Source organism: Sorangium sp. So ce145, from assembly GCF_051525985.1.
GTDB classification, from domain to species: domain Bacteria; phylum Myxococcota_A; class Polyangia; order Polyangiales; family Polyangiaceae; genus Sorangium; species Sorangium cellulosum_B.
The window spans coordinates 1,070,188-1,088,650 of the sequence record NZ_CP150315.1 but is presented as its reverse complement, the minus strand read 5'-3'; the positions used below and the strand labels follow the sequence as shown (position 1 = coordinate 1,088,650).

The 18,463-nt window shown below is 68.5% G+C and carries 18 protein-coding genes; 6 read left to right on the top strand and 12 right to left on the bottom strand.

Going from position 1 to position 18,463, the window contains the following annotated elements; all coding sequences use genetic code 11:
• Window positions 1-1,333 precede the first annotated feature (1,333 nt).
• The 3 genes from WMF34_RS04080 (at window position 1,334) to WMF34_RS04070 (ending at window position 3,819) form a co-directional block, all read left to right on the top strand.
• Entirely contained in the window at window positions 1,334-2,656 is a 1,323-nt protein-coding gene (locus WMF34_RS04080; RefSeq protein WP_437992467.1) for a hypothetical protein, read from the top strand.
• 88 nt (window positions 2,657-2,744) lie between these two features.
• Window positions 2,745-3,161, top strand: coding sequence for a helix-turn-helix domain-containing protein (locus tag WMF34_RS04075; protein ID WP_437992466.1), 417 nt, complete (start codon window positions 2,745-2,747; stop codon window positions 3,159-3,161).
• Between the two features lie 265 nt (window positions 3,162-3,426).
• Entirely contained in the window at window positions 3,427-3,819 is a 393-nt protein-coding gene (locus WMF34_RS04070; protein ID WP_437992465.1) for a transposase, read from the top strand.
• Window positions 3,820-3,893: 74 nt separating this feature from the next.
• Here the strand turns inward: WMF34_RS04070 and WMF34_RS04065 are convergent, their stop codons facing one another.
• Window positions 3,894-4,526 (bottom strand): HD domain-containing protein, encoded by a 633-nt coding sequence (locus WMF34_RS04065; RefSeq protein ID WP_437992464.1) that lies wholly within the window; start codon window positions 4,524-4,526, stop codon window positions 3,894-3,896.
• 322 nt (window positions 4,527-4,848) lie between these two features.
• On the opposite strand from WMF34_RS04065, the gene WMF34_RS04060 reads away from it, so the two are divergent.
• Together WMF34_RS04060 and WMF34_RS04055 are read left to right on the top strand one after the other, a co-directional pair.
• On the top strand, window positions 4,849-5,292 hold the full coding sequence (locus WMF34_RS04060) for a helix-turn-helix transcriptional regulator (RefSeq protein WP_012233393.1): 444 nt from the start codon (window positions 4,849-4,851) through the stop codon (window positions 5,290-5,292).
• Window positions 5,293-5,345: 53 nt separating this feature from the next.
• Window positions 5,346-5,732, top strand: coding sequence for a VOC family protein (locus tag WMF34_RS04055; protein ID WP_012233392.1), 387 nt, complete (start codon window positions 5,346-5,348; stop codon window positions 5,730-5,732).
• A gap of 76 nt (window positions 5,733-5,808) precedes the next feature.
• Here WMF34_RS04055 and WMF34_RS04050 read toward each other — a convergent pair whose 3' ends face one another.
• The 3 genes from WMF34_RS04050 to WMF34_RS04040 form a co-directional block, all read right to left on the bottom strand.
• Window positions 5,809-6,942, bottom strand: a complete 1,134-nt coding sequence (locus WMF34_RS04050; protein ID WP_437992463.1) for a hypothetical protein — start codon at window positions 6,940-6,942, stop codon at window positions 5,809-5,811.
• Between the two features lie 89 nt (window positions 6,943-7,031).
• Window positions 7,032-7,871, bottom strand: coding sequence for a hypothetical protein (locus tag WMF34_RS04045; RefSeq protein ID WP_012233390.1), 840 nt, complete (start codon window positions 7,869-7,871; stop codon window positions 7,032-7,034).
• Window positions 7,868-8,776, bottom strand: coding sequence for an ABC transporter ATP-binding protein (locus tag WMF34_RS04040; protein ID WP_044967787.1), 909 nt, complete (start codon window positions 8,774-8,776; stop codon window positions 7,868-7,870). The genes WMF34_RS04045 and WMF34_RS04040 overlap by 4 nt, the downstream gene beginning before the upstream one ends.
• Window positions 8,777-9,453: 677 nt before the next feature.
• On the opposite strand from WMF34_RS04040, the gene WMF34_RS04035 reads away from it, so the two are divergent.
• The gene (locus WMF34_RS04035; RefSeq protein WP_044963911.1) at window positions 9,454-10,047 is read left to right on the top strand and encodes a hypothetical protein; all 594 of its coding nucleotides are present in this window, start codon (window positions 9,454-9,456) and stop codon (window positions 10,045-10,047) included.
• 82 nt (window positions 10,048-10,129) lie between these two features.
• Here WMF34_RS04035 and WMF34_RS04030 read toward each other — a convergent pair whose 3' ends face one another.
• The 8 genes from WMF34_RS04030 to WMF34_RS03995 all read right to left on the bottom strand — a co-directional run bounded on the left by WMF34_RS04030 (window position 10,130) and on the right by WMF34_RS03995 (window position 18,177).
• Complete coding sequence (locus WMF34_RS04030) at window positions 10,130-11,488, bottom strand: FAD-binding oxidoreductase (RefSeq protein WP_437992462.1); 1,359 nt, start codon at window positions 11,486-11,488, stop codon at window positions 10,130-10,132.
• Window positions 11,485-12,192 carry a FadR/GntR family transcriptional regulator gene (locus WMF34_RS04025; RefSeq protein ID WP_437992461.1) on the bottom strand — a complete coding sequence of 236 codons (708 nt, stop codon included), beginning with the start codon at window positions 12,190-12,192 and terminating at the stop codon, window positions 11,485-11,487. Before WMF34_RS04025 ends, WMF34_RS04030 begins: the two co-directional genes overlap by 4 nt.
• A 365-nt stretch (window positions 12,193-12,557) precedes the next feature.
• Window positions 12,558-13,148 (bottom strand): hypothetical protein, encoded by a 591-nt coding sequence (locus WMF34_RS04020; protein ID WP_437992460.1) that lies wholly within the window; start codon window positions 13,146-13,148, stop codon window positions 12,558-12,560.
• A 135-nt stretch (window positions 13,149-13,283) separates the two neighbouring features.
• Window positions 13,284-13,601: a hypothetical protein gene (locus WMF34_RS04015; RefSeq protein WP_012233384.1), complete on the bottom strand. Its 318-nt coding sequence runs from the start codon at window positions 13,599-13,601 to the stop codon at window positions 13,284-13,286.
• 513 nt (window positions 13,602-14,114) lie between these two features.
• Complete coding sequence (locus tag WMF34_RS04010; protein ID WP_437994606.1) at window positions 14,115-15,491, bottom strand: RICIN domain-containing protein; 1,377 nt, start codon at window positions 15,489-15,491, stop codon at window positions 14,115-14,117.
• A 514-nt stretch (window positions 15,492-16,005) separates the two neighbouring features.
• Window positions 16,006-16,164, bottom strand: a complete 159-nt coding sequence (locus WMF34_RS04005) for a hypothetical protein (protein ID WP_157906433.1) — start codon at window positions 16,162-16,164, stop codon at window positions 16,006-16,008.
• Window positions 16,165-16,255: 91 nt separating this feature from the next.
• On the bottom strand, window positions 16,256-16,858 hold the full coding sequence (locus WMF34_RS04000) for a hypothetical protein (protein ID WP_437992459.1): 603 nt from the start codon (window positions 16,856-16,858) through the stop codon (window positions 16,256-16,258).
• Complete coding sequence (locus tag WMF34_RS03995) at window positions 16,855-18,177, bottom strand: hypothetical protein (protein WP_437992458.1); 1,323 nt, start codon at window positions 18,175-18,177, stop codon at window positions 16,855-16,857. The genes WMF34_RS04000 and WMF34_RS03995 overlap by 4 nt, the downstream gene beginning before the upstream one ends.
• Window positions 18,178-18,463 lie beyond the last annotated feature (286 nt).

The following is an 18,463-nucleotide window of genomic DNA, read 5'->3' as shown; positions in this document are numbered from 1 at the left end:
CGGTGAACGTCCAGTTGATCTTGCGGCGAGTTCGGTCCGCAGCTACGTTCCATTGCCGGACGCGAGCACCGAAGGTGCGCGAGCGTTGGGATGCGGTTGCGGTCGAGGCACTCTCTGGACACGAGGCTGGCTTCGAGCTCCGCGGCGTTCAACCAGCTCGCGTGATTCGGCGTGCGGTGGAACTCGAAGCGTGAGGCAAGCGCGTGGCCCCGCTCGGCTCCGAAGGCCTTGATGAGCGAGCCAGGAGGGGTGAAGTATTGAGGTTGTCCAGCACCAGGTGAATCCGACCCGCTCGCTGGTAGGCACGGGCGATACGCTCGGTGGCAAGCGCGAAGGACGGGCGCGTCTGGTCCTCCGTCGCGCGGGTGAGATGGTGCCCGGTCTTCGGTTCCACGATGCAGAAGATGTTGGGCGGATAGGAAACCGTAGAACTTTCGCCCGTGTCAAGCTCCGCGGGGACGGCGGCTGGCGAGCCGTTTTCGGCTCATCCGACCTCTACTTGCCACGTCGCAGGGCGGGCGCGGCGTGCTCTGGGCGCAGCTGTGGCTCGACGACCGCGGTGTGCGCTCGCCATGACGGGGGCGGGTCGTGTGCCCAGCCACGCGGCGTCGAAGCCGAACGCCATCGGATGCCACGTTGGATCGCGTGCGGGTGCTGCCGTTCGGGGGCGCGAGGGGAGGTTGAGATGATCGAGGATGCGGCGCACCACGTTTGGGTCTGAGATCGCCGAAGGCACGCGCATCTTCCGTTCGCATCTCGGGTATCGCAAAGCATCGAACACGAAGGTGCGTTTCATGAGCACGGCCCACTCGACGTAGCGCGACGTTGCGAACAACTCCCCGTCGAGCGGCCGCCCCCAGTGCAAGACCGAGATGAGGGTCGGCTCAACTCGCACCGTAGGCTCAGCGTGCGCTGGCGACTTCGCTGAGAGCGCCGGCGGAGCGCACGACGACGCAGGGGCAACGCGTGGAGGAGCTTCCACAGCTCCGCGGCGATCTTGGCAGGGGTCCGGCGGTGGCAGCGACAGCACCGCCTTGGCCGGCACTGTCGGGGATGGCGGCCGAGATGGCACAGGACCGGAGCAGGCGAGAACCAGCGCCAGCAGGCCGAAAGCAAGCCAGAAGACGAGAGGACTCGTCCACGCAAAACCATGTCGACTTGTCAAGATCTTTATGCCAACCACAGCCAGTTGCCATAACATCCAAAGGTACGATCCACTGATCCGCCTACAAAATCCAACAGATCCAACGAGTTCACTCGGCTGTATATTATTGTCCACTCCACGCTGAGCCGGCGCAGGAGCAAAACTTGCCAGAACGCACCAACCCGTCCTATGATCAAGAGAGCACTTCTCTGCCGCAAGAAGCCGACGCACGAGGCAGCAGTCCGCCGCCTCGATCCTGCGTTTGCATCAAAGGAGGATTTCATGCTGGGGGTCAGGTTCCGTCGCCTTATATGTGGTATCCTCGCAGCACCCCTGCTCTTGGCGACGGCTTGCCACACCCACGGAGAGCCTGCCACGGCTCCCACATCCTACGAGCCGCCTCAGGGTGACAACAGCCTGCATTGGTGGGGCCTCGAGTCAATCAAGTACGACGCCCTGCCGACCAAGGCCTTCCTGCCAAAAATGCCCTGGCCTGGCGACTATTGGGCTACTGCCCGCGGCGGCATCGGCCACCGCTGGCAGCATTCCAACGCCAGCATGGACTACAAAGACCATCTGTATCCTCTGCTGACGCCAGGCGAGATCGCGGCTTTGAGCCCGGCGGTGATCGATAAGCTCTCGCCAGCTGAAAAGTACGATCTATGGCTTGGCCGAACGGATCTCGGGAGCGTGGCGTCAGCGACCGGCTATCAGAGAGACTTCATGCTTGCGTCGGCGCGTTACAACCGCGAAACCTTCAACCGCGACGAAATCCCGGGATGGACGGGCATCTGTAACGGGTGGTCGCTGGCCGCAATGTTCGAGCCCTACCCGAAGAAAGCCGTCAAAGTCAAAAGCCCGGCCGGCGTCGAGGTCACGTTTTATCCCGGAGATATCCAGGCGCTCGTGAGCCAAGTCTACTTCGACTACCAGCCTACCATCAACGTGGCGCGTCTTGGCGCCCTCTGCGACGAGCCTGTGCCTGCGCGCAATGCCAACGGGCGCATCATCAGCCCCGTCTGCCGGGACGTCAACCCGATGTCCTTCCACGTGGCGCTCGGGAAGTACTTAGCGGTCGGCAGGCCGTTCGTCTTCGATGTCGAGCCCCGCGCCGAGACGTGGAACCAGCCGGTCTACGGCTATGAGCTCGAGTTCAAAAACAAGCGGAAGCTCACCTCCGACTATGCACACGCCGCCCCCGGCACGGTCAGCTTGGTCGACGTGCAAGCAAAGCTGCACTACATCGTCGAAGCCGCGCCGACGACTTTCGGCTTGAGCGAGCAACAGATCAAGGGCAAGGTTAAGAGCGTCACCTATTCCTATACCCTTGAGCTCGACAACGCCGAGAAGATCGTCGGAGGCGAGTGGGCCAAACAGTCGAGCATTCCCGACTTCCTCTGGCGGCCGGACGAGCTGCCGACGGACGCGCTGCTGAAAGCAGTAAGAGCGGATTACCCACTGTCGTATACCCGGATCAAAGAGTTGGTGACGGCTTCAGCCGGTAGCAACTGAGCAACAGGGTGTCGAGGCTGGTGGCGAAGCTAGTGCCGCCCCTCAGTTTTGACGATCCGTTTCGCCCGGTTCGTGCGTCTAGGCAGTCGTGAGCGACGAACGAAAGCAGCCGAAGCCTCGGTTCAGTGAGCTCCAGCTCAGCCAGGAAGACCAGCAGGCGCTGCGCCGATGCGAGCAGAAGGGCCCGCTGGGCATGCTCGTCGCACGGCGGATCCAGGCGCTACGTTTGCTCGACAAGGGCTGGACGATCACACAGGCCGCGGAGGCCACGGGTACATACCGCCGCGAAGTGCGGCGTGTAGCCAACCGCGTCCTGGAGGGCTGCGTCGAGCACGCGCTGAGCGAGGACTCCCGGCAACGCCGCTCCACGCTTCTCGACAGTGCACAGACCGCTGCGCTCATCACGATGGTCTGCAATCCGCCGCCCGAAGGGCGGGCGCGATGGACCATTGCCCTGGTCACCGACAAAGCCGAGCGCAGAAAGATCGTTCGCTCGGTCAGCTGAGAGACCATACGAAGAACCCTCGCCAACCAAGACATCAAGCCCTGGCGGGAAAAATGTGGTACGTTCCCAAGATCCACATGCCGCTCGCCGAGCGGATGAAGGACGTGCTGGAACTGTACGCCCGGCCCCACGATCCGAGCGAACCGTTCGTAGCGCTCGATGAGCGCCCCATCGTCCTGCACGACAATGCAAGGCCCGACAGGCCGATGCGCCCAGAAAAGCCCCGGCCTATCGACTACGAGTACGTGCGTCGGGGAAGGGCAACATGTTCTGCATCGTGGAGCCAAATACCGGGCGCCATCTCACGCACGCGACGGAGGACCGGACGCGTCCATCTTTCGCGTTCGCCGCCGAGCGTATTGACCGTGCCTACCCGCGAGCGTGTCGGATTCTTCTGGTCCTGGACAACCTCAGCACCCACACCCCTGCATCGCTCATCAAGGCCTTCGGGGCCAAGCGGGGCCACGCGCTTGCCTCCCGTTTCGAGTTTCACCCTACGCCGAAGCACGCGAGCTGGCCGAACGCTGCGAAGATCGAGGCCAGCCTCGTGTCCAGGGAGTGCCTCGGCTGCAACCGCATCCCAACGCTCGCAGCGTTCCGGGCTCGCGTACGGCAGTGGAACACCGTTGCGGACCGAGCTCGCCGCAAGATCAACTGAACGTTCACCGTCCGCTACGCCGAGCGAATCTTCGGGTCCGACTGGTTCAACAGAATCGTGTCAGAGCACTAGCGCTACTCATCGAACGCCGCGCCCGCGATGACGTCGCAGAAGTGGATAGGTCGAACCCCGTCGAGCCTGCGCTCGCCGACGTCGGCCACGACCGGCGAGGCGGCCGCCGCCTCGTTTCGGCGGAGCAGCCCGCAAAGCGCGGAGGTCATCGCCTCCTTGAAGCCGAGCCGCGGGTAGCGCCCGAGCGCCTCCTCGACGAGCCGATCGGGCAGGAGCGTCCGGGGCGCGTAGCCGACGTCGATGGCAGCGCCCATCTGGCAAAGGGCGATCTCGGGGCGCTTTCGCTGGGGTATCACCACGGTGGTGTGCAGGGCGATCGCGTCCCAGACGATCTCCTGCTCGCGCGCACCGACCCCGCGCCCGGCCAGGAAAGCCCTGGCCGCGTCGGCCCCCTCGACCTCGAAGCGCGTCTCGACGGGAGCCGAGTCGGTGAGGCCCAGGTCGTGGAACACACACGCCAGATAGAGCAGCTCGCGGTCGTACGACAGGCCCCTGTGCTGGCCCAACGCGTCGCCGAAGACGTACGTGCGCGCCACATGGTTGAAGAGGAACGGGGCGCTGACCGCCCTGGCATGCTCGGTCGCCTCGGCGCAAAGGGTGCTGTCCGGAATCTCGGGTAGCTCGATCGCATTCATTGGCTCCTCCCGGGTTTGCCTGAGACTGGCTCGGGACGTCACGAAGCGCCGTCACCGCGGCGCAGCGCCCGAGCCCGCGGACGGCCCGCGGCCGCACCGCCGGCGCCCCGCCAGTGGGTACCAAACGGCGCATCTGTCCCAAAAGACAATGAAGCTGCAAATTCGGCCACGGCGGCCACACGCGCTCTGTCGCGCGCGCGGCCCGTCGGCCTGGTTCCTCGCCTTCCCCGACCCCGAGCTGCTCGTCTGAGCGGCCCCTCGCGCGCCCCTCCGGTGGGTCGCTTGAGCCAGCCGCCGCCACGCTCTATCCTGGTCGCCGGCCATGCTGCTCGGACACGACGCGCTCAGGAACCTCTGCCGGGCGCGGGACCTGCTCTCCGAGGTGCGCGAGTCGAGGTTGTCGATCGAGGACGTGGCGCGGGAGGTGGCGATCTCGCCCTATCACTTCATCCGGCAGTTCGAGGCGGTGTTCGGCGTGACCCCGCACCAGTACCGCATCCGGCGGCGCCTTGATCTGGCCAAGCAGCTCCTGGCGGCTGGGCATCACTCGGTGACCGACGTGTGCATGGAGGTCGGGTTCTCCAGCCTCGGCAGCTTCAGCGCGCTGTTCGCGCAGCGGATCGGCGTGCCGCCGTCGGCGTACCGGCGCCGCGTGCGCGCGATGGTGCAGGTGCCGGGGAGGCTCCCGTGGGAGCTCGTCCCCGGCTGTCTCACCCTGATGGGCCGGCTGCCGCCGGGCGCGTTTCGCAGTTTTCGAGAAGCATGAGCCGGGCGGCCCTGGCAGAGTCGGCCCGAACCGTCAGCTCAGCGAGGCGATCGATGAGGATCAAGCTCAACAGCATCATGGTCGAGGACCAGACACGCGCGCTCACGTTCTACACGGAGGTGCTCGGCTTCAAGAAGAAGAGCGATTTCCCGGTCGGCGAGTACCGGTGGATCACCGTGGTCTCGCCGGAGGGCCCCGACGACCTCGAGCTCGTGCTGGAGCCGAACGCCAACCCGGCGGCGAAGACGTTCCAGCAGGCGATGTTCGCGCAGGGCATCCCGCTCACAGCATTCGAGGTGTCGGACCTCAAGGCCGAGTTCGCTCGCCTCAAGGAGCACCAGGTCGCGTTCACCCAGGAGCCCACCCCGATGGGCCCGGTCATGATCGCGGTGTTCTCGGACACCTGCGGGAACCTGATCCAGCTGTATCAGCCGCTCTGATACCCCATCGCCAGGGCCATCCCCGGCCTGATAGCGTATCGCCCAGGGACGCGCGGCTCGCGAGGCACTGCGCGCGTCATCGCGGCGGCGCTGGCTCGGGCTCGGGCTCGACCTTGATGTCGCGCTCCGGCTCGGGCCGGTCTCGACGGCACGGGCCGAGGTTCTTCAGCAGCTCGACGGGCAGCGCCACGTCGACCGAGAAGCGCTGCTCCTCCGGCTTGCTCGCCCAGGGAGGGCGCCGCGCCTGCGTCTCCACCCGCGCGTGATCGAGCAGCTCGGCGAGCTCGTCATTGTCTTCGCGCTTCGCGTTGAGCCGCCCCATGGAGAGCGCGGCGCCGAACAGCTTCGACAGGTCCTCCATCTCCTGGCCGGCGGGGCCGGCGACCTCGGCGACGACGGCGACGTCCTCCGAGGCGTCGACGTGGATCTCCACCCGCTGGACGGTCTCCCGGATCCGCTCGGCGAGCTGGCCCTGCTCCGACGGCAGCATCTTCGAGAGATCGTCGGGCGAGAGCACTCCATAGACGTCGCTGTAGGCCTGGTATTCCTGCAGGATGGATCCCTGCGCGGGATCGGTCGATTCGAGCCGATCGATCGCGTCCTCGACGAGATCGGGCTCGGCGCGCGGATTCAAGATCAGGACGTCAGGCCCCCACGTCGCGACGCCCCTGCCCGTGTCCTTTTCCTCGTAAAGGATGCCTCTCTCCCCGTACGTCCGCGTGGACCATCGCTCGCGCTCGAACCTCGCGCCCTCGAACGATCCCTGGAGCACAATCAGCCCCGTGCTCGACGCGGCGATGCGCTCCACGTCCTCCAGCACGTCGATCCCGTATCGGTCCTTCAAGCGCGCGAAGCCGGCGCGCTCGTCGCCGCGCGACAGCATGCAATCGAGCCAGATCTGCATGATCGGCGACTCTTTGAGCGCCTCGATCTCGAACACCATGGCCGAGCGCTTCGGATCGGCGGGCAGGGCGGCGAGCACCGGGTCGCGCTTCCATTGCGGCGTTTCGACGCCGGGCGGCGGGGCAGACAGCGGCGGCAGCGTGCGGCGACGGCTGGCGCGCTCCACCTCTGCCGGCTTCGGATAGCGCGGAAACTCGATCTTCCGGGGCCGGACCGTGGGCTTCTCCTTGTCACCGCGCGACATCAGCCACGCGGCGAGCGCGAGCAGGACCATCGCCGCCGCGAGCCACACGCCCCGCTTCTTCATCGGTCTCATCGGGTCATCACCCCCGCAGCGGCGCCGCGGAGCTGCCGTTGTCGATCGCTCGCCGCCTCGTCCAGCATCGCCGCTCCACCCTAGAAGTCCTTCTCTTCGAACACGTGGATGCCCACCGCGAGCGCGGCCAGGCCGAAGATGAGCAGCCCTGCCACCTGGCTGGCGAGCACATCCCCCTTGATCGCCGTCGCCACCGCGATGTCCGCCGACGCGTCGGCGAGCGCCGACACCCGCGGCAGCACGAGCGTCGCCGCGCGGAAGGCCCCGCGGGCCAGGCCAGGCTCGAAGAACGAGTCGAGCTGCTCGCGGTACCCCGCGACGATGCCGAGGAGGAACAGCGCGATCCCCACCGCCGCGGACAGGGCGGCGCTCCGCACCATCACCGCGGTCGTGAGCATCGCCCCGTAGATGCCGGCGAACGTCACGCTCGCGAGGAGCGCCGCCACGATCGGGCTCGCCATCCACACGCCCGCCCTCAGCCCGAAGATGACCGTGATCCCGAGGGCGCCGTACAGCGTGCTGAGGAGCGAGAGCGCGAGCACGCCGAGGAACGTGCCGAGCAGGAGCTCGAACCGCCGCACGGGCAGCGAGAGCAGGTGCTCGATGCGCCCCGGCGCCAGCAGGCTCGGGCCGAAATCGGCGCAGGAGACGATCCCGAACGCGAGCCCCCCGTAAAACAGCAGGTACGAAAGCGCCCGGCCGACGTAGCGGAGCGCGACGTCGACCGAGCGGATCTCGCCGCGGCCGAGCTCCTTGCCGAAGAGGCGCGTCGCCGCGAGCGCGCCGTCCACCACCTCGAGCTGCAGCGCGCTCCCGATCACCACGAGCGCCATCGTGACGCCGATCCCGAGGGCGAGGAACCAGCGCCGCGACGACGCCTCGCGCAGGAGGTCTCCGGCGACGCTCAGCGCCGCCCTCACGCCACACCTCCGCGGGCGCCGCCCGCGCCCAGCGCCTCCGCCAGCACGTCCTCCAGATCGCGCAGGTCCCGCGACAGCTCGACGAGCAGGGCGCCGGCGCGCCGCGCCTCGTCGAGCGCCTCGTTGAGCGCCGCGGGGCTCTCGGCCTCCAGGCGCCACCCGCCCTCCCCGTCGATCGGTCGGAACCCGAGCGCGCCGAGCCTCGCCGCGTCGGCGCCGTCCGCGAACCGCACGCGGTACGCCGTCTCGCTGCCGCACAGCTCGACGAGCGCGCCCTCGCGCACGAGCCGCCCGCCCGCGAGGATGCCGATGCGGTCGCAGATGCGCTCGGTCTCCGACAGGAGGTGCGAGTTCAGGAACAAGGTCGCCCCCCGCGCGCGCTCTTCGCCCAGGATCCTGCGGATCTCGGCGCGGCCCAGCGGATCTACGCCGTCGGTGGGCTCGTCGAGCACGAGCAGCTCCGGCTGCCCGAGCAAGGCCGCGGCGAGCCCGAGGCGCTGCCGCATCCCCTTCGAGAACCCGCCGATCTTGCGGTCCGAGTCGACCCCGAGCCCTACCCTCTCGACCAGCGCGCGCAGCGCGCCCTCGCCCGGCGAGAGGCCCTTCATGCGGGCCACGCTCGCGAGGAACTGCCGCGGCGTGAATGCGCTGGGCAAGAAGAGCCGCTCCGGCAGGTACCCGATCCTGGCGCGCACGCCCGGGTCCTCCGGGTCGCCGCCGAGCACGCGCACGGCGCCGCTCGTGGGGCGCACCACGCCGAGCAGCGTCTTGATGAACGTCGTCTTGCCGGCGCCGTTGAGGCCGATGAGCCCGAACGCGGCGCCGCGCTGGATGGCGAGGTCGAGGCCCGCGAGCGCCGTCTGTCCGCCGCTCCGGCGGAAGAAGCCGCGGTAGACCTTCCTCACGGAGGACGCTTCGATGGCCAGCACGGCGGCGTAGTCTGGCCGGCCGACCGCCGCACGCAAGCGGAATGCCCGAGGCGAGGGAGAGCGGGGCAGGAATCCTTCAGTCAGTCGCGACGGGGCGACCAGGCGCGCGCCGAGTCGACCTCGAAACACAGGTTCAGAGCAAGACACATCGCGAGGAAGCGGGAAGCCCAGACGCTCCGGAGGCGTTCCGGCCCCATCCTCCGCCCGCGGGCAGCGTCAAGCGCCAAGGAGCACGTGGTTATGACAGACCATGTCCGACCGGGTCCACGCCTCGATCACGCCCCGTCCTCTCCAGTTCTCCACAGGGGTTCTCCACAGGACATCCCCTGGAGAACAGCTGGATTCTGTCGATTACCTTTGCCGCGCGCGCCTCCTCTCGTCATGGCCACTCGCGCGGCCAGGAGGGGCCCCGCGCCGCCGGGTGAGCCGCGCCCGGTCGCCCGCGTAAATATTCGTAATTACTACATTATTTCGACCAGCGGCGCATCCGTCCGCCCTCGACAGGTTGGGACAATGTCCGTCCGACCGATCCCTTTCCTGACGGGTCGAAGATGACTATCCATGGTAGACACCAAGGACGCGGCGCGACGGCGTGTCTCTCGTACGACGCGTGTCGATGGCGCGCCAGAATGCTTCGTTTTGCAGGAGACTTCATGGAAAAGATCTCGCTGACGTACTTTGTCGACTTCGTTCTCAAGGCCGGGACGCCCAAGCTGACCGGCGTCAGGGAGTTCAAGGAACGGAAGGACGAGCTCTACACGGACTTTTACAGGCAGGTGCGAGAGGCGATCGTCGACATGCACAGGAGCGGAAAGCCCACCAGCGTGCTCGACGGCTTCCTCGCCGCGCAGCACGACGAGCGGCGCCGCCGCATCTACCCGTCGGTGGTGAATGGATATCGCAAGTTCCTCGCCTCGGCGAAGATGACGTGGTTCGAGCCGCCGGCGTCGACGTACCGCCTGGGCGATCTCGAGATCAACGTCAATCCGGAGCTCGGGCTCGTCATCGATGGGACGCCCCACGTCATCAAGATGTATTTCCGCGGCGAGCCGCTGTCGTCCAAGCGCGTCTCGGTCGTGCTGAACCTGCTGATGAACGGCCTCGCGGAGAGCACGCCGGGCGGCGCCTTCGCCGTGCTCGACGTGCGGAACGCCAAGATTCACACGTTCAAGGTGCCGAACCCGCGTCTCAGCCTGCTGCTCCGCGGCGAGGCGGCCTCCTTCGCCACCATCTACACCGGGCTCTGATCGCGGCGGCGCCGCGCAGCGCGAGGCGCCGCCGCGCAGCGCAGCGCGAGGCGGCGCCGCGCTGCGCTGACATCACGCCACGTCAGCCGTCGATCACCTTTCCGGGGTTGAGGATGCCGCCCGGGTCGAAGGCGTGTTTGATGCGGCGGTGCAGCGCGAGCGACGCCGCGCCGAGCTGGCGGGTGAGGAGGCCGCGCTTGAGCGTGCCGACGCCGTGCTCGCCGGTGATCGTGCCGCCGAGCTCGAGCGCCTGCGCCATCACCTCGTTGAAGGCCGCGACCGCGCGCGCCTCGGCCGCGGCGTCGTTTCCATCGAACACGACCAGAGGGTGAAGGTTGCCGTCGCCCGCGTGCGCCACCGTCGCGATGGTGGTCTGCGTCGCGGCGGCGATCGCCTCGATTCGACGGAACATCTCCGGCAGCTGCGGCAGCGGCACGGCGACGTCGTCGACGAGCACCGTGCCGAGCTCCGCGAGCGCCGTGAGCGCGAGGCGGCGCGCGGTGAGCATCATCTGCCCTTCGCTCTCGTCCTCCGTGGTAGCGACCACCGTCCCGCCCGCGGCCTCGCAGGCCGCCTGCATGCAGGAGAGCTCGGCGGACCCGGGCGCGTCGCTCTGCGCGATCAGCATCGCGGCAGCGTCGGTGTCGAGGCCGAGCGGGCGGAAGCGCTCGACGGCGCGGAGGGCCGTGCGGTCCATGATCTCGAGCATCGACGCGTCGACCGACCGGACGATCGCCGCGACCGCCCGGCCCGAGGCCTCGAGCGAGGTGAACGTCGCGACCAGCGTGGTCGCCGGCGGGGGCCGCCGCCGCAGACGCAGCGTGATCTCGGTGATCAGCGCGAGGGTGCCCTCGGAGCCGACCAGGAGCCGCGTCAGATCGTAGCCTGCGACGTCCTTGCGGCTCCGGCCGCCCGTGCGGAGCACCGTCCCGTCGGCGAGGACCGCCTCGAGGCCGAGCACGTAATCGGACGTGACACCGTATTTCACGCAGCACAGGCCGCCGGCATTGGTGGCGACGTTGCCGCCGAGGGTCGAGACGGCGTAGCTCGACGGGTCGGGCGGATACCACAGCCCCCGTTCGTGCGCGGCGGCCTTGAGCTCGCCGTTGAGCACCCCCGGCTGGGCCACGGCGAGCATCGCCGCCTCGTCGATCGCGAGGATCCGGTTCATGCGCTCGAAGCTCAGCACCACGCAGCCGTCGCTGGCGGTCGCCCCGCCGGCCACCCCGGTCCCGGCGCCGCGCGGCACCAGCGCGGTGCGGTGCCGGGTCGCCCACTGCGCCAGCGCCTGCACCTGGGAGGTCGAGGCGGGCCGCGCCACCGCGATGGGCCAGCCGCCAGGCGCCCAAAGGGCCTGATCGCGGCGATAGCCCTCCAGGATGTCCCGATCCGTCACCAGGCCGTCGCCCAGGATGAGGGCGAGCTCGTCGAGCGGGCTCATGTGCCGTAGAACTCCGAGAGGTGCGCCCCGAGGAGCGTCGCGGCCGACTTCGCGTTACCGCGCTCGATCGCGCGCAGGAGCGCCCGGTGCTCCTCGACCACCCGCGGGCGGATCGCCGCGAACGAGCGCGGCCTCAGCGCCTCTTCGAGGTGGAGCCGGATGCTGTCCTTGACCGCGACCATCACGAGGGCCAGCGCCTGGTTGCCAGAGGCCGCGACCAGGGCGACGTGGAATGCGATATCGACGTCGTGGAACTCGGTGGGGGAGATCTGCTCCCGCTCCATCGCCTCGAGCGCGGCGCGCGCCTCGTCGAGGTGAGCGGAGACCGGCGCGGCCGCCGAGCGGGTCATCGCGGCGGTCTCGATCGCGACGCGCAGCTCGATGAGGTCCGGGAGCGACACATTCCGGAGCTGGACCACGTGGGTGAGCGCCTCGCAGAAGCGGTCGACGGCCGCGTCAGGGCTCGCGGCCTGCATCGGCGAGGTCCGGCCGCGCGACGCGAGCAGCCCCTGCGCCTGGAGGTGGCGGAGCGCCTCGCGGATCGTCGCGCGGCTGACCCCGAACTGCTGCGCGAGCTCGCGCTCGGGCGGGAGGCGCTCGCCCGAGGAGAGCGAGCGATTGAGAATCGCGTCGCGGATCTGGTCGGCGACGTCGACGTAGATCGCCGAACGGGACACCGTCCGGAAGCGGGGAGCGCTGGTCATGTCGTCCGTTGGTCAGACCAACGTACCGCCGGCAATCCTGGCGGTCAAGACAAAATCGGGAATCCACGACGGTCAGGTGGGGTAGCTCCGGAGGAGCGACTGCCCCCTCCTCGGGCCAGGGGAGGAAGGAGCCCAAGGACGTTTGCCGAGGGCCGGCCCTCTTGCGCGCTCCACGGATTCCGTCCTGTCGAGAGCATCGGAAGCGGAGCTCATCGTAGCCCTGGAAGATGCGCAAGCGGGCGCGGTCGCGACGCCGATCGTCAGCGCGACTGCAGCGACCGGAGACGAGGGCGGGAGGAGGACCTCCGAGCGCGCGCAGCGGAGCTATCGGCCAAGCCCATCATCGAGGGCCGCCGCGCGCCGTCTCAGAAGTCGTACTGCCTGAAATAATCGACGTTGACGTAGGTCCCGCCGCTGACGGGCTCCTTCTGGTTCAGGGCTTTCACCATCACGGTATGCACACCGGAGGGCATGTCATGCAGCGTGAACTCACAATGGTACACATTGCCCGGTTCATACAAGCTGATGGTGCTAAAATACTGTCCGTCCCAGTAGATCGCCGCCTTGCCGGCGTTCCTCATCTTGCGGTAGCCGTACGTTATCGTCGATGACCATCCGCCCGGGGTGTCGAAGGTATGAGACACCTTGTTCCCGCCGATGTTGGTGATGTGCTGTGTCCCCATATGGAGCCCGAGGCCGGGCGTCTCGGCCTTCCACGGGGACGAGTACACAACGCCAGAGCTCGTGTCATCGACGAAGGTGGACTCGGAGTCGTTCACGCTGCCGTTACACTCCGTGAAAGCCAGTGGGAGCCACGTGAGCTCCGCCCCAGCGGAGCCCTCCGCAGCCTCCGAGAGCCATCTCTCGGGCGTCGTCAGCTCGGCCAGGTCGCCCTCGAAGGCGGCTTGACCCATGCAACCCGGCGCGATCAGCAGAAGGGCTGCGAGGGCAGCCATGCGAGTACCATCTGACAACATTGCACACCTCCTTGAGGAGCGGACGTCATGGTGACGAAGAGGGTGGCCCGAAGGATCCTGCCGGCGTCAGTCCATGGCCCTTCCGGCGCCGCGCTCGGATCCTCGAACCTGGGCCTAAAGCTCGCACGTCAACTGGCACGAGCCGTAGGTGACGGTGCTGGGCCCCGCGCACATGTACATCCCCGTCCCAGGGAAGTACATCTTCGTCCAGGTCACGGTCTTTGCGCGGGACTTCCCCCCACCGCAACTCTCGCAGGTCCGCGCAGAGCAGTTCGAGTCCAAGGCCTGCGACGCCTCCGCGATGTCCTCTGCCTCCGATTCGCTGGCCATCTCGTTGACCTCCCCGCTTGCCTCGGGATCGGGGTCGGCCGCGACAGCGCAGCCTCCAACGACGATGCTGGCCAACAGGATCGTGATTGCAATGCTCTTCATGGAAACCTCTCCAGGAGGCAAGCCGAGGGCGGCTCCGACGATCCTGCGCGGTAGATCCGCGTCTCCTGGACCGAGAGCCGCCTGTCGCCAGAGGGTGCCTCATCCTCTCGCTGGCGTCGGCCGCAGCATTGCAGCCTCCGTGCCACCTTCACGGAAGACGTGGTCGGCGCCGGGGATCGAGCTCCGCGAGGCTGTCGGCAATTCGTTTCGCAGTCGACCTGCCCGAGCCGGGCAACAACCCCGTCACCGACGCAGCGATGGCGCCCGCGCACCCGTCGCGGGGCCCCGCTGAACCGTTCGAGCAACGATTGCCTACGTCAGCAAAACTTGCTTACGCCCCGCGCGCCAGGTGCGCAGGTCTTGCCGTTTCCAGGTGAGTTGCGTGGCGGGCGGCTCGGCCGAGCGCCCGCGGCGGAGGCGAACCGTCGCGGTCCGTCGGGTCGAGCTCGCGGTCCGATCGGAGATCCACGTCTCCGTGCGGTCGTTCAGCCGCCGCGTCGGCGGGGCGCGAGGTCAGAACTGCGTGAAGAAGCTCCAGATGGCCGAGCTCGCGAAGCTCGGCGTCTGGTGGTCACCGGGAAACTCGCAGCGGTGCACCGGGTATCCGTCCCGGCACCCTTGATAGGCGACGCACGAGTTGGAACCCACAGGGCTCGTCTGGGTGCTGCAGCCGTTCTTGCGCACGAAGACGTCGAGCGCCGCCCTTCCGGCCGAGATGGGGACGACGCTGTCGGACAGGCCGTGCGACATCCAGACGGCGACGGGCTGGGTGTTGGACTGGTTGCAGCCGCTGTAGAGGGCGCCGGACATCGGCGCGATGGCCCGGAAGACGTCGGGCATATCACAGCCGAGCGCGTTCGACATCATCCCCCCGAAGCTCCACCCGGTCGAGAAGACGCGGCTCGTGTCGACGCACAGGTTGGCTTTGAGGGAGTCGACCATGGCGCGGGCGAAGGCGATGTCGCGCCCGCCCGAGTTGGCCCAGCCGTTGTCGATGCCGTTCGGCGAGACGAAGATCGCGCTGCCGTTCGCCAGCGCCTTGAGCCCATAGTACCCGTTGTTCACGACGTCGTTGGCCGACCCGCCGCGCCAGTGCCAGCCGAACACCAGCCGATACGCCCTGTTGGGGTCGTAGTTCGCCGGGATGTCGAGCACGTACTGGCGCGTGGTGCCGTTGACGTTGATGGTGCGGTTACCACTGGTGAGGGAGGTGGGAATGCCGCAGCCGGCGCTGCGCGTGCCGGCGGAGCCGCCGCCACCACCACCGGAGCCGCCGCCACCACCGGCGCCGCCGGTGCCGCCGGTGCCGCCGGTGCCGCCGGTGCTGCCGGTGCTGCCGGTGCTGCCGGTGCTGCCGGTTCCCGAGCCCACGGGCGTGAGTCGGAATTGCTGATTGGTGCCGCCGTTCGACGCCCATTGAATCACGGCGGTGCCGTCCGCGGTGCCGCGGCCGTAGACGTCCAGGGACTTGCCGCTGTGGCGCGCGGTGAGGCGCACGACGCCGCTGGCGACGTCCGTGAACGACCACTGCTGGTTTGCCCCGGTCCAGCAGGAGTATTGCTGGATGGCGGCGCCGTCGCTGGTGGAGGCACCCGCGACGTCCATGCAACGGTTGCTGTTGACGTTGCGGATGCGATAGTAGCCGCCGCCTGCCGATTCCATGCGGAACTGTTGCCGTGTCGAGCCGTTGCAGCTGGCAATCTGCATGGCCGCTGCATCAGCGGTGCTGCCTCCAGCCACCTGCACGCATTTTCCACTCTGGACGCCGACGATCGTGTAGACCGCGCTCGTATCGATCGTGATGGCGCCCTCGAGCGAGCCTGCCTCCTCGATCTCGGCGTCGTACGCCTCATCGGGGCCGATGACGCACGACACGGCGACGACGCCCATCGCCACCGCAAGCAAGCTCTGCTGAAGTCCGAATCTCATCTTGTCCTCCTCGTCAACTTAAGTAAGTAAAACTGGAATCTTCTCACTGCTCAGCGCTGCCCTTGCGCAGGTCGGGGTCGCTCGCCGCTCGTTCAAGGCATCGAGCAGCTGGCGCTGCCGTACAACACAACCAGAATGTTCATGGTGCAGCCCCGGAGAGCCTGGTGCTGGGCGAGATACGTCGGGTCGCTTCCGGGGTTCCCGTCGCTGCCGGCTGCACCGGGGTCCCACCGCCGCTGAAATCGTTGCTGCAGCCACGGTCCCCACTGGCCAGGACCGCGAGCCCAGCCGCGAGCGACATGACCGCTCGCTACTTCATGACCGTCTCCTGGATGCGCATGACGGCCCATCCGGAGCGAAGCAAAAGCAAGACGACCGGTCGACACTGTGAGCGTTCACATGTCCGGTGTCAACTTGGATCGACCCGCCTGCCGCTCGGCTGGCGAGGTGCGCGCTGCTGTGAGCATTCACAATTTCACCCAGCCAGCGCGCTCGCGTGATCCTCGTGAAGGGCTTCGCCGATGGGCCTTGCATTGACGTGCACGCCGGCGCGCATGCCGACGTGGATGTGAAGGTTCATGACCATGATCGCGGCGGCGACAAGATCAAGGCCATGATCCACGACAAGCACCATGGCGGCGGCGATAAGGTCAAGCGCCGAGCTGCGTGCCGAGCCCCGGGTGGACCGGGGCTCCTGTCACCTGCGCGCCGGCGATCTCCCGCCCTCAGGGCGTGAACATGCCCGTGTACGTCTGTGCCTGGGCCAGCGTCGCTCCTCGGTACTTGAAGGGCGCCTCTCGCGTGTGCGTGCCTAGCTGCGCGGTGATCTGCACGCTGTAGTACCGCCCGCTCTCGAGCACGCCCTCTGGCACCTCGACCGTGGTCGCCGTGGTGTCGACGCTGAGCACGCTGGTGCGCTGGCTCAGCACCGCGCCGTCCGCGTCCTTGACGTCATCGTAGAGGAAGACGACGACGCGATAGCTGTCCGGCTCGCCCAGGTCCGGCGGCTCGAAGGTGATGGTCGGTGTCGCGCCGGCGCCCTCGGTCACCGTGTCCACGGGCAGGCTCACGCCGTCGATCCGCGGGTCCCGCGGCAGGCCGAGCAGCGGCTCCACCGCCGCGCCGTTCGCGTCCTCGGCGCTCCTGACGACCGAGACGAAGCCGCGCAGGCTCTCCTGGACCTCATCGACGGGATGCATCACCCGCGTGCGGAACGTCACCCTCACGTCGAGCAGCTCCATGCCTCTCTCGGCGTACGGGTTGCCGTACTGGTATGTCGCCGCCCTCGTCTCGCTGTCCGGCCAGGCGCGCTCGCCGCGGCCGCTCACGCGGCGACGAGCATCCGTTCCCCGTCGCGCCGCGCTGCCGCCCACGTCTCGTCCCAGGCGGCGTCGGCCTCCGCGCGCCGGAGCCGGCCAAACGCCTGCACCTCCTTCCGCTCGCCCTCGACCTCGGCGTCGTCCGCCGGCGGCGCCGGCGCTGGCCCCGTCAGCGCGTCGCCGACCACCTCGCGCACCTCGCGCCCGCCCTCGGCCAGGCAGTAGGCGAGCACGCGCCACCCGAGCTCGGCGTGCAGCGCCTCGTCGCGCGCGATCTCGCCGAGCGCCGCGCGCACCCCCTCGTCCCTCGCCCCCGCGAGCGACCGGCGCGCCCGGGCCGCCGCCGCTCCCTCGCCGAGACAGCCGTCGTGCCACGCCTCGAGCGCCATCCGCACGAGCGCCGCCCGCCGGTCCGCGTCGCGCGCCGCCGGAGGCGGGAGAAGCGCTGGCCCGAAGCGCCACCCCGCGAGCGCGCTCGCGATCTCGCTGCACCGCGCCGTGTGGCGCACCTCATCGCCGAGCGCGGCGAGCGCCCGCGCCACGAGCGACGCGGGCGCGCCGACCGCCGCGAGGTCCCGCGCGAGGGCGAGGAACGCCGGGATCGAGCCGCACTCGGCCCGCGCACTGTCCAGCCACGCCCCCGCGAGCGCCGCCCGGGTCGCGCGATCGAGCCGCGCCGGGCGCGACGCGGCGGGGCCCAGCCCGAGCACCGGCGGGAGCACGACGCCATCGGCCGTGCGCAGCGGCCGGCCGTCGATGGCATGGGAACGCTCTCCGAAAGGCCGATTGGCGCGGACACCCATGCCAAACATCCCCTCGGGGACGAACAGCTCGCCCGACACCGGAATGACCGCGCGCGCCGAAAAATCGACGACCACCGGCTCGAACAGGCTGGCCATCGCGCCGACGTGGAGGCCGTGCTGCGCCGGGAACTCGTCGCTGATGCGGGTGCGGTACGTCCAGCCGAGCTCACCGTCGATGCTGCAGGCGACGACCTGGTCGGAGTTGCCCGAGGTATCGCCGCCGCCGTGGCTGCCGATCGCGAAGCGGCCGGCAGAAAAATCGAGCCATGTCGCCTGCGCGAACGGACCGAATCCCATGTGACCCGAGTCGAACGCTCCGGCGAAGCTGCCCTCCATGAGGAACGTCGCGCGGAGGTCGGCGCCAAGACCGAAGGCGAGCTTCTGGCCGAAGGAGACCGACACGGAGAGCCCGACCGACATGGCAAAAGCATCGTCCTCGGCGCGCGCCTGGCCGGGCAGCGAGACGAGGGCGGCGACACCGAGGGCGGCGAGCGTGGGCGGGAGCGCGCGGGAACAAGAGGACATGGAACCTCCGTAAGCCAAAAGGGGGACCAAGGATCGAACTCGGCTCCAAATTTACCAGAGGGCGCGAACCGGCACGACCGCGATGGATGTCGGAAAGCGGCTCTGGAGGGCGCGAGCACGCGCCGCGCGCGGTCCGTTTGGAGCTCCATGTCGCCGTGCGACCAGCGGCGAGCGAGCTCGCGGCGGAGAAGGCGCCACGCGCAACGGAGCGCGACCTCCTGGGCGGAACATCCCATCCAGGAGCCCGCGAAAAAAGATTGACCCTCGATCCCGCGGCGTCACCACA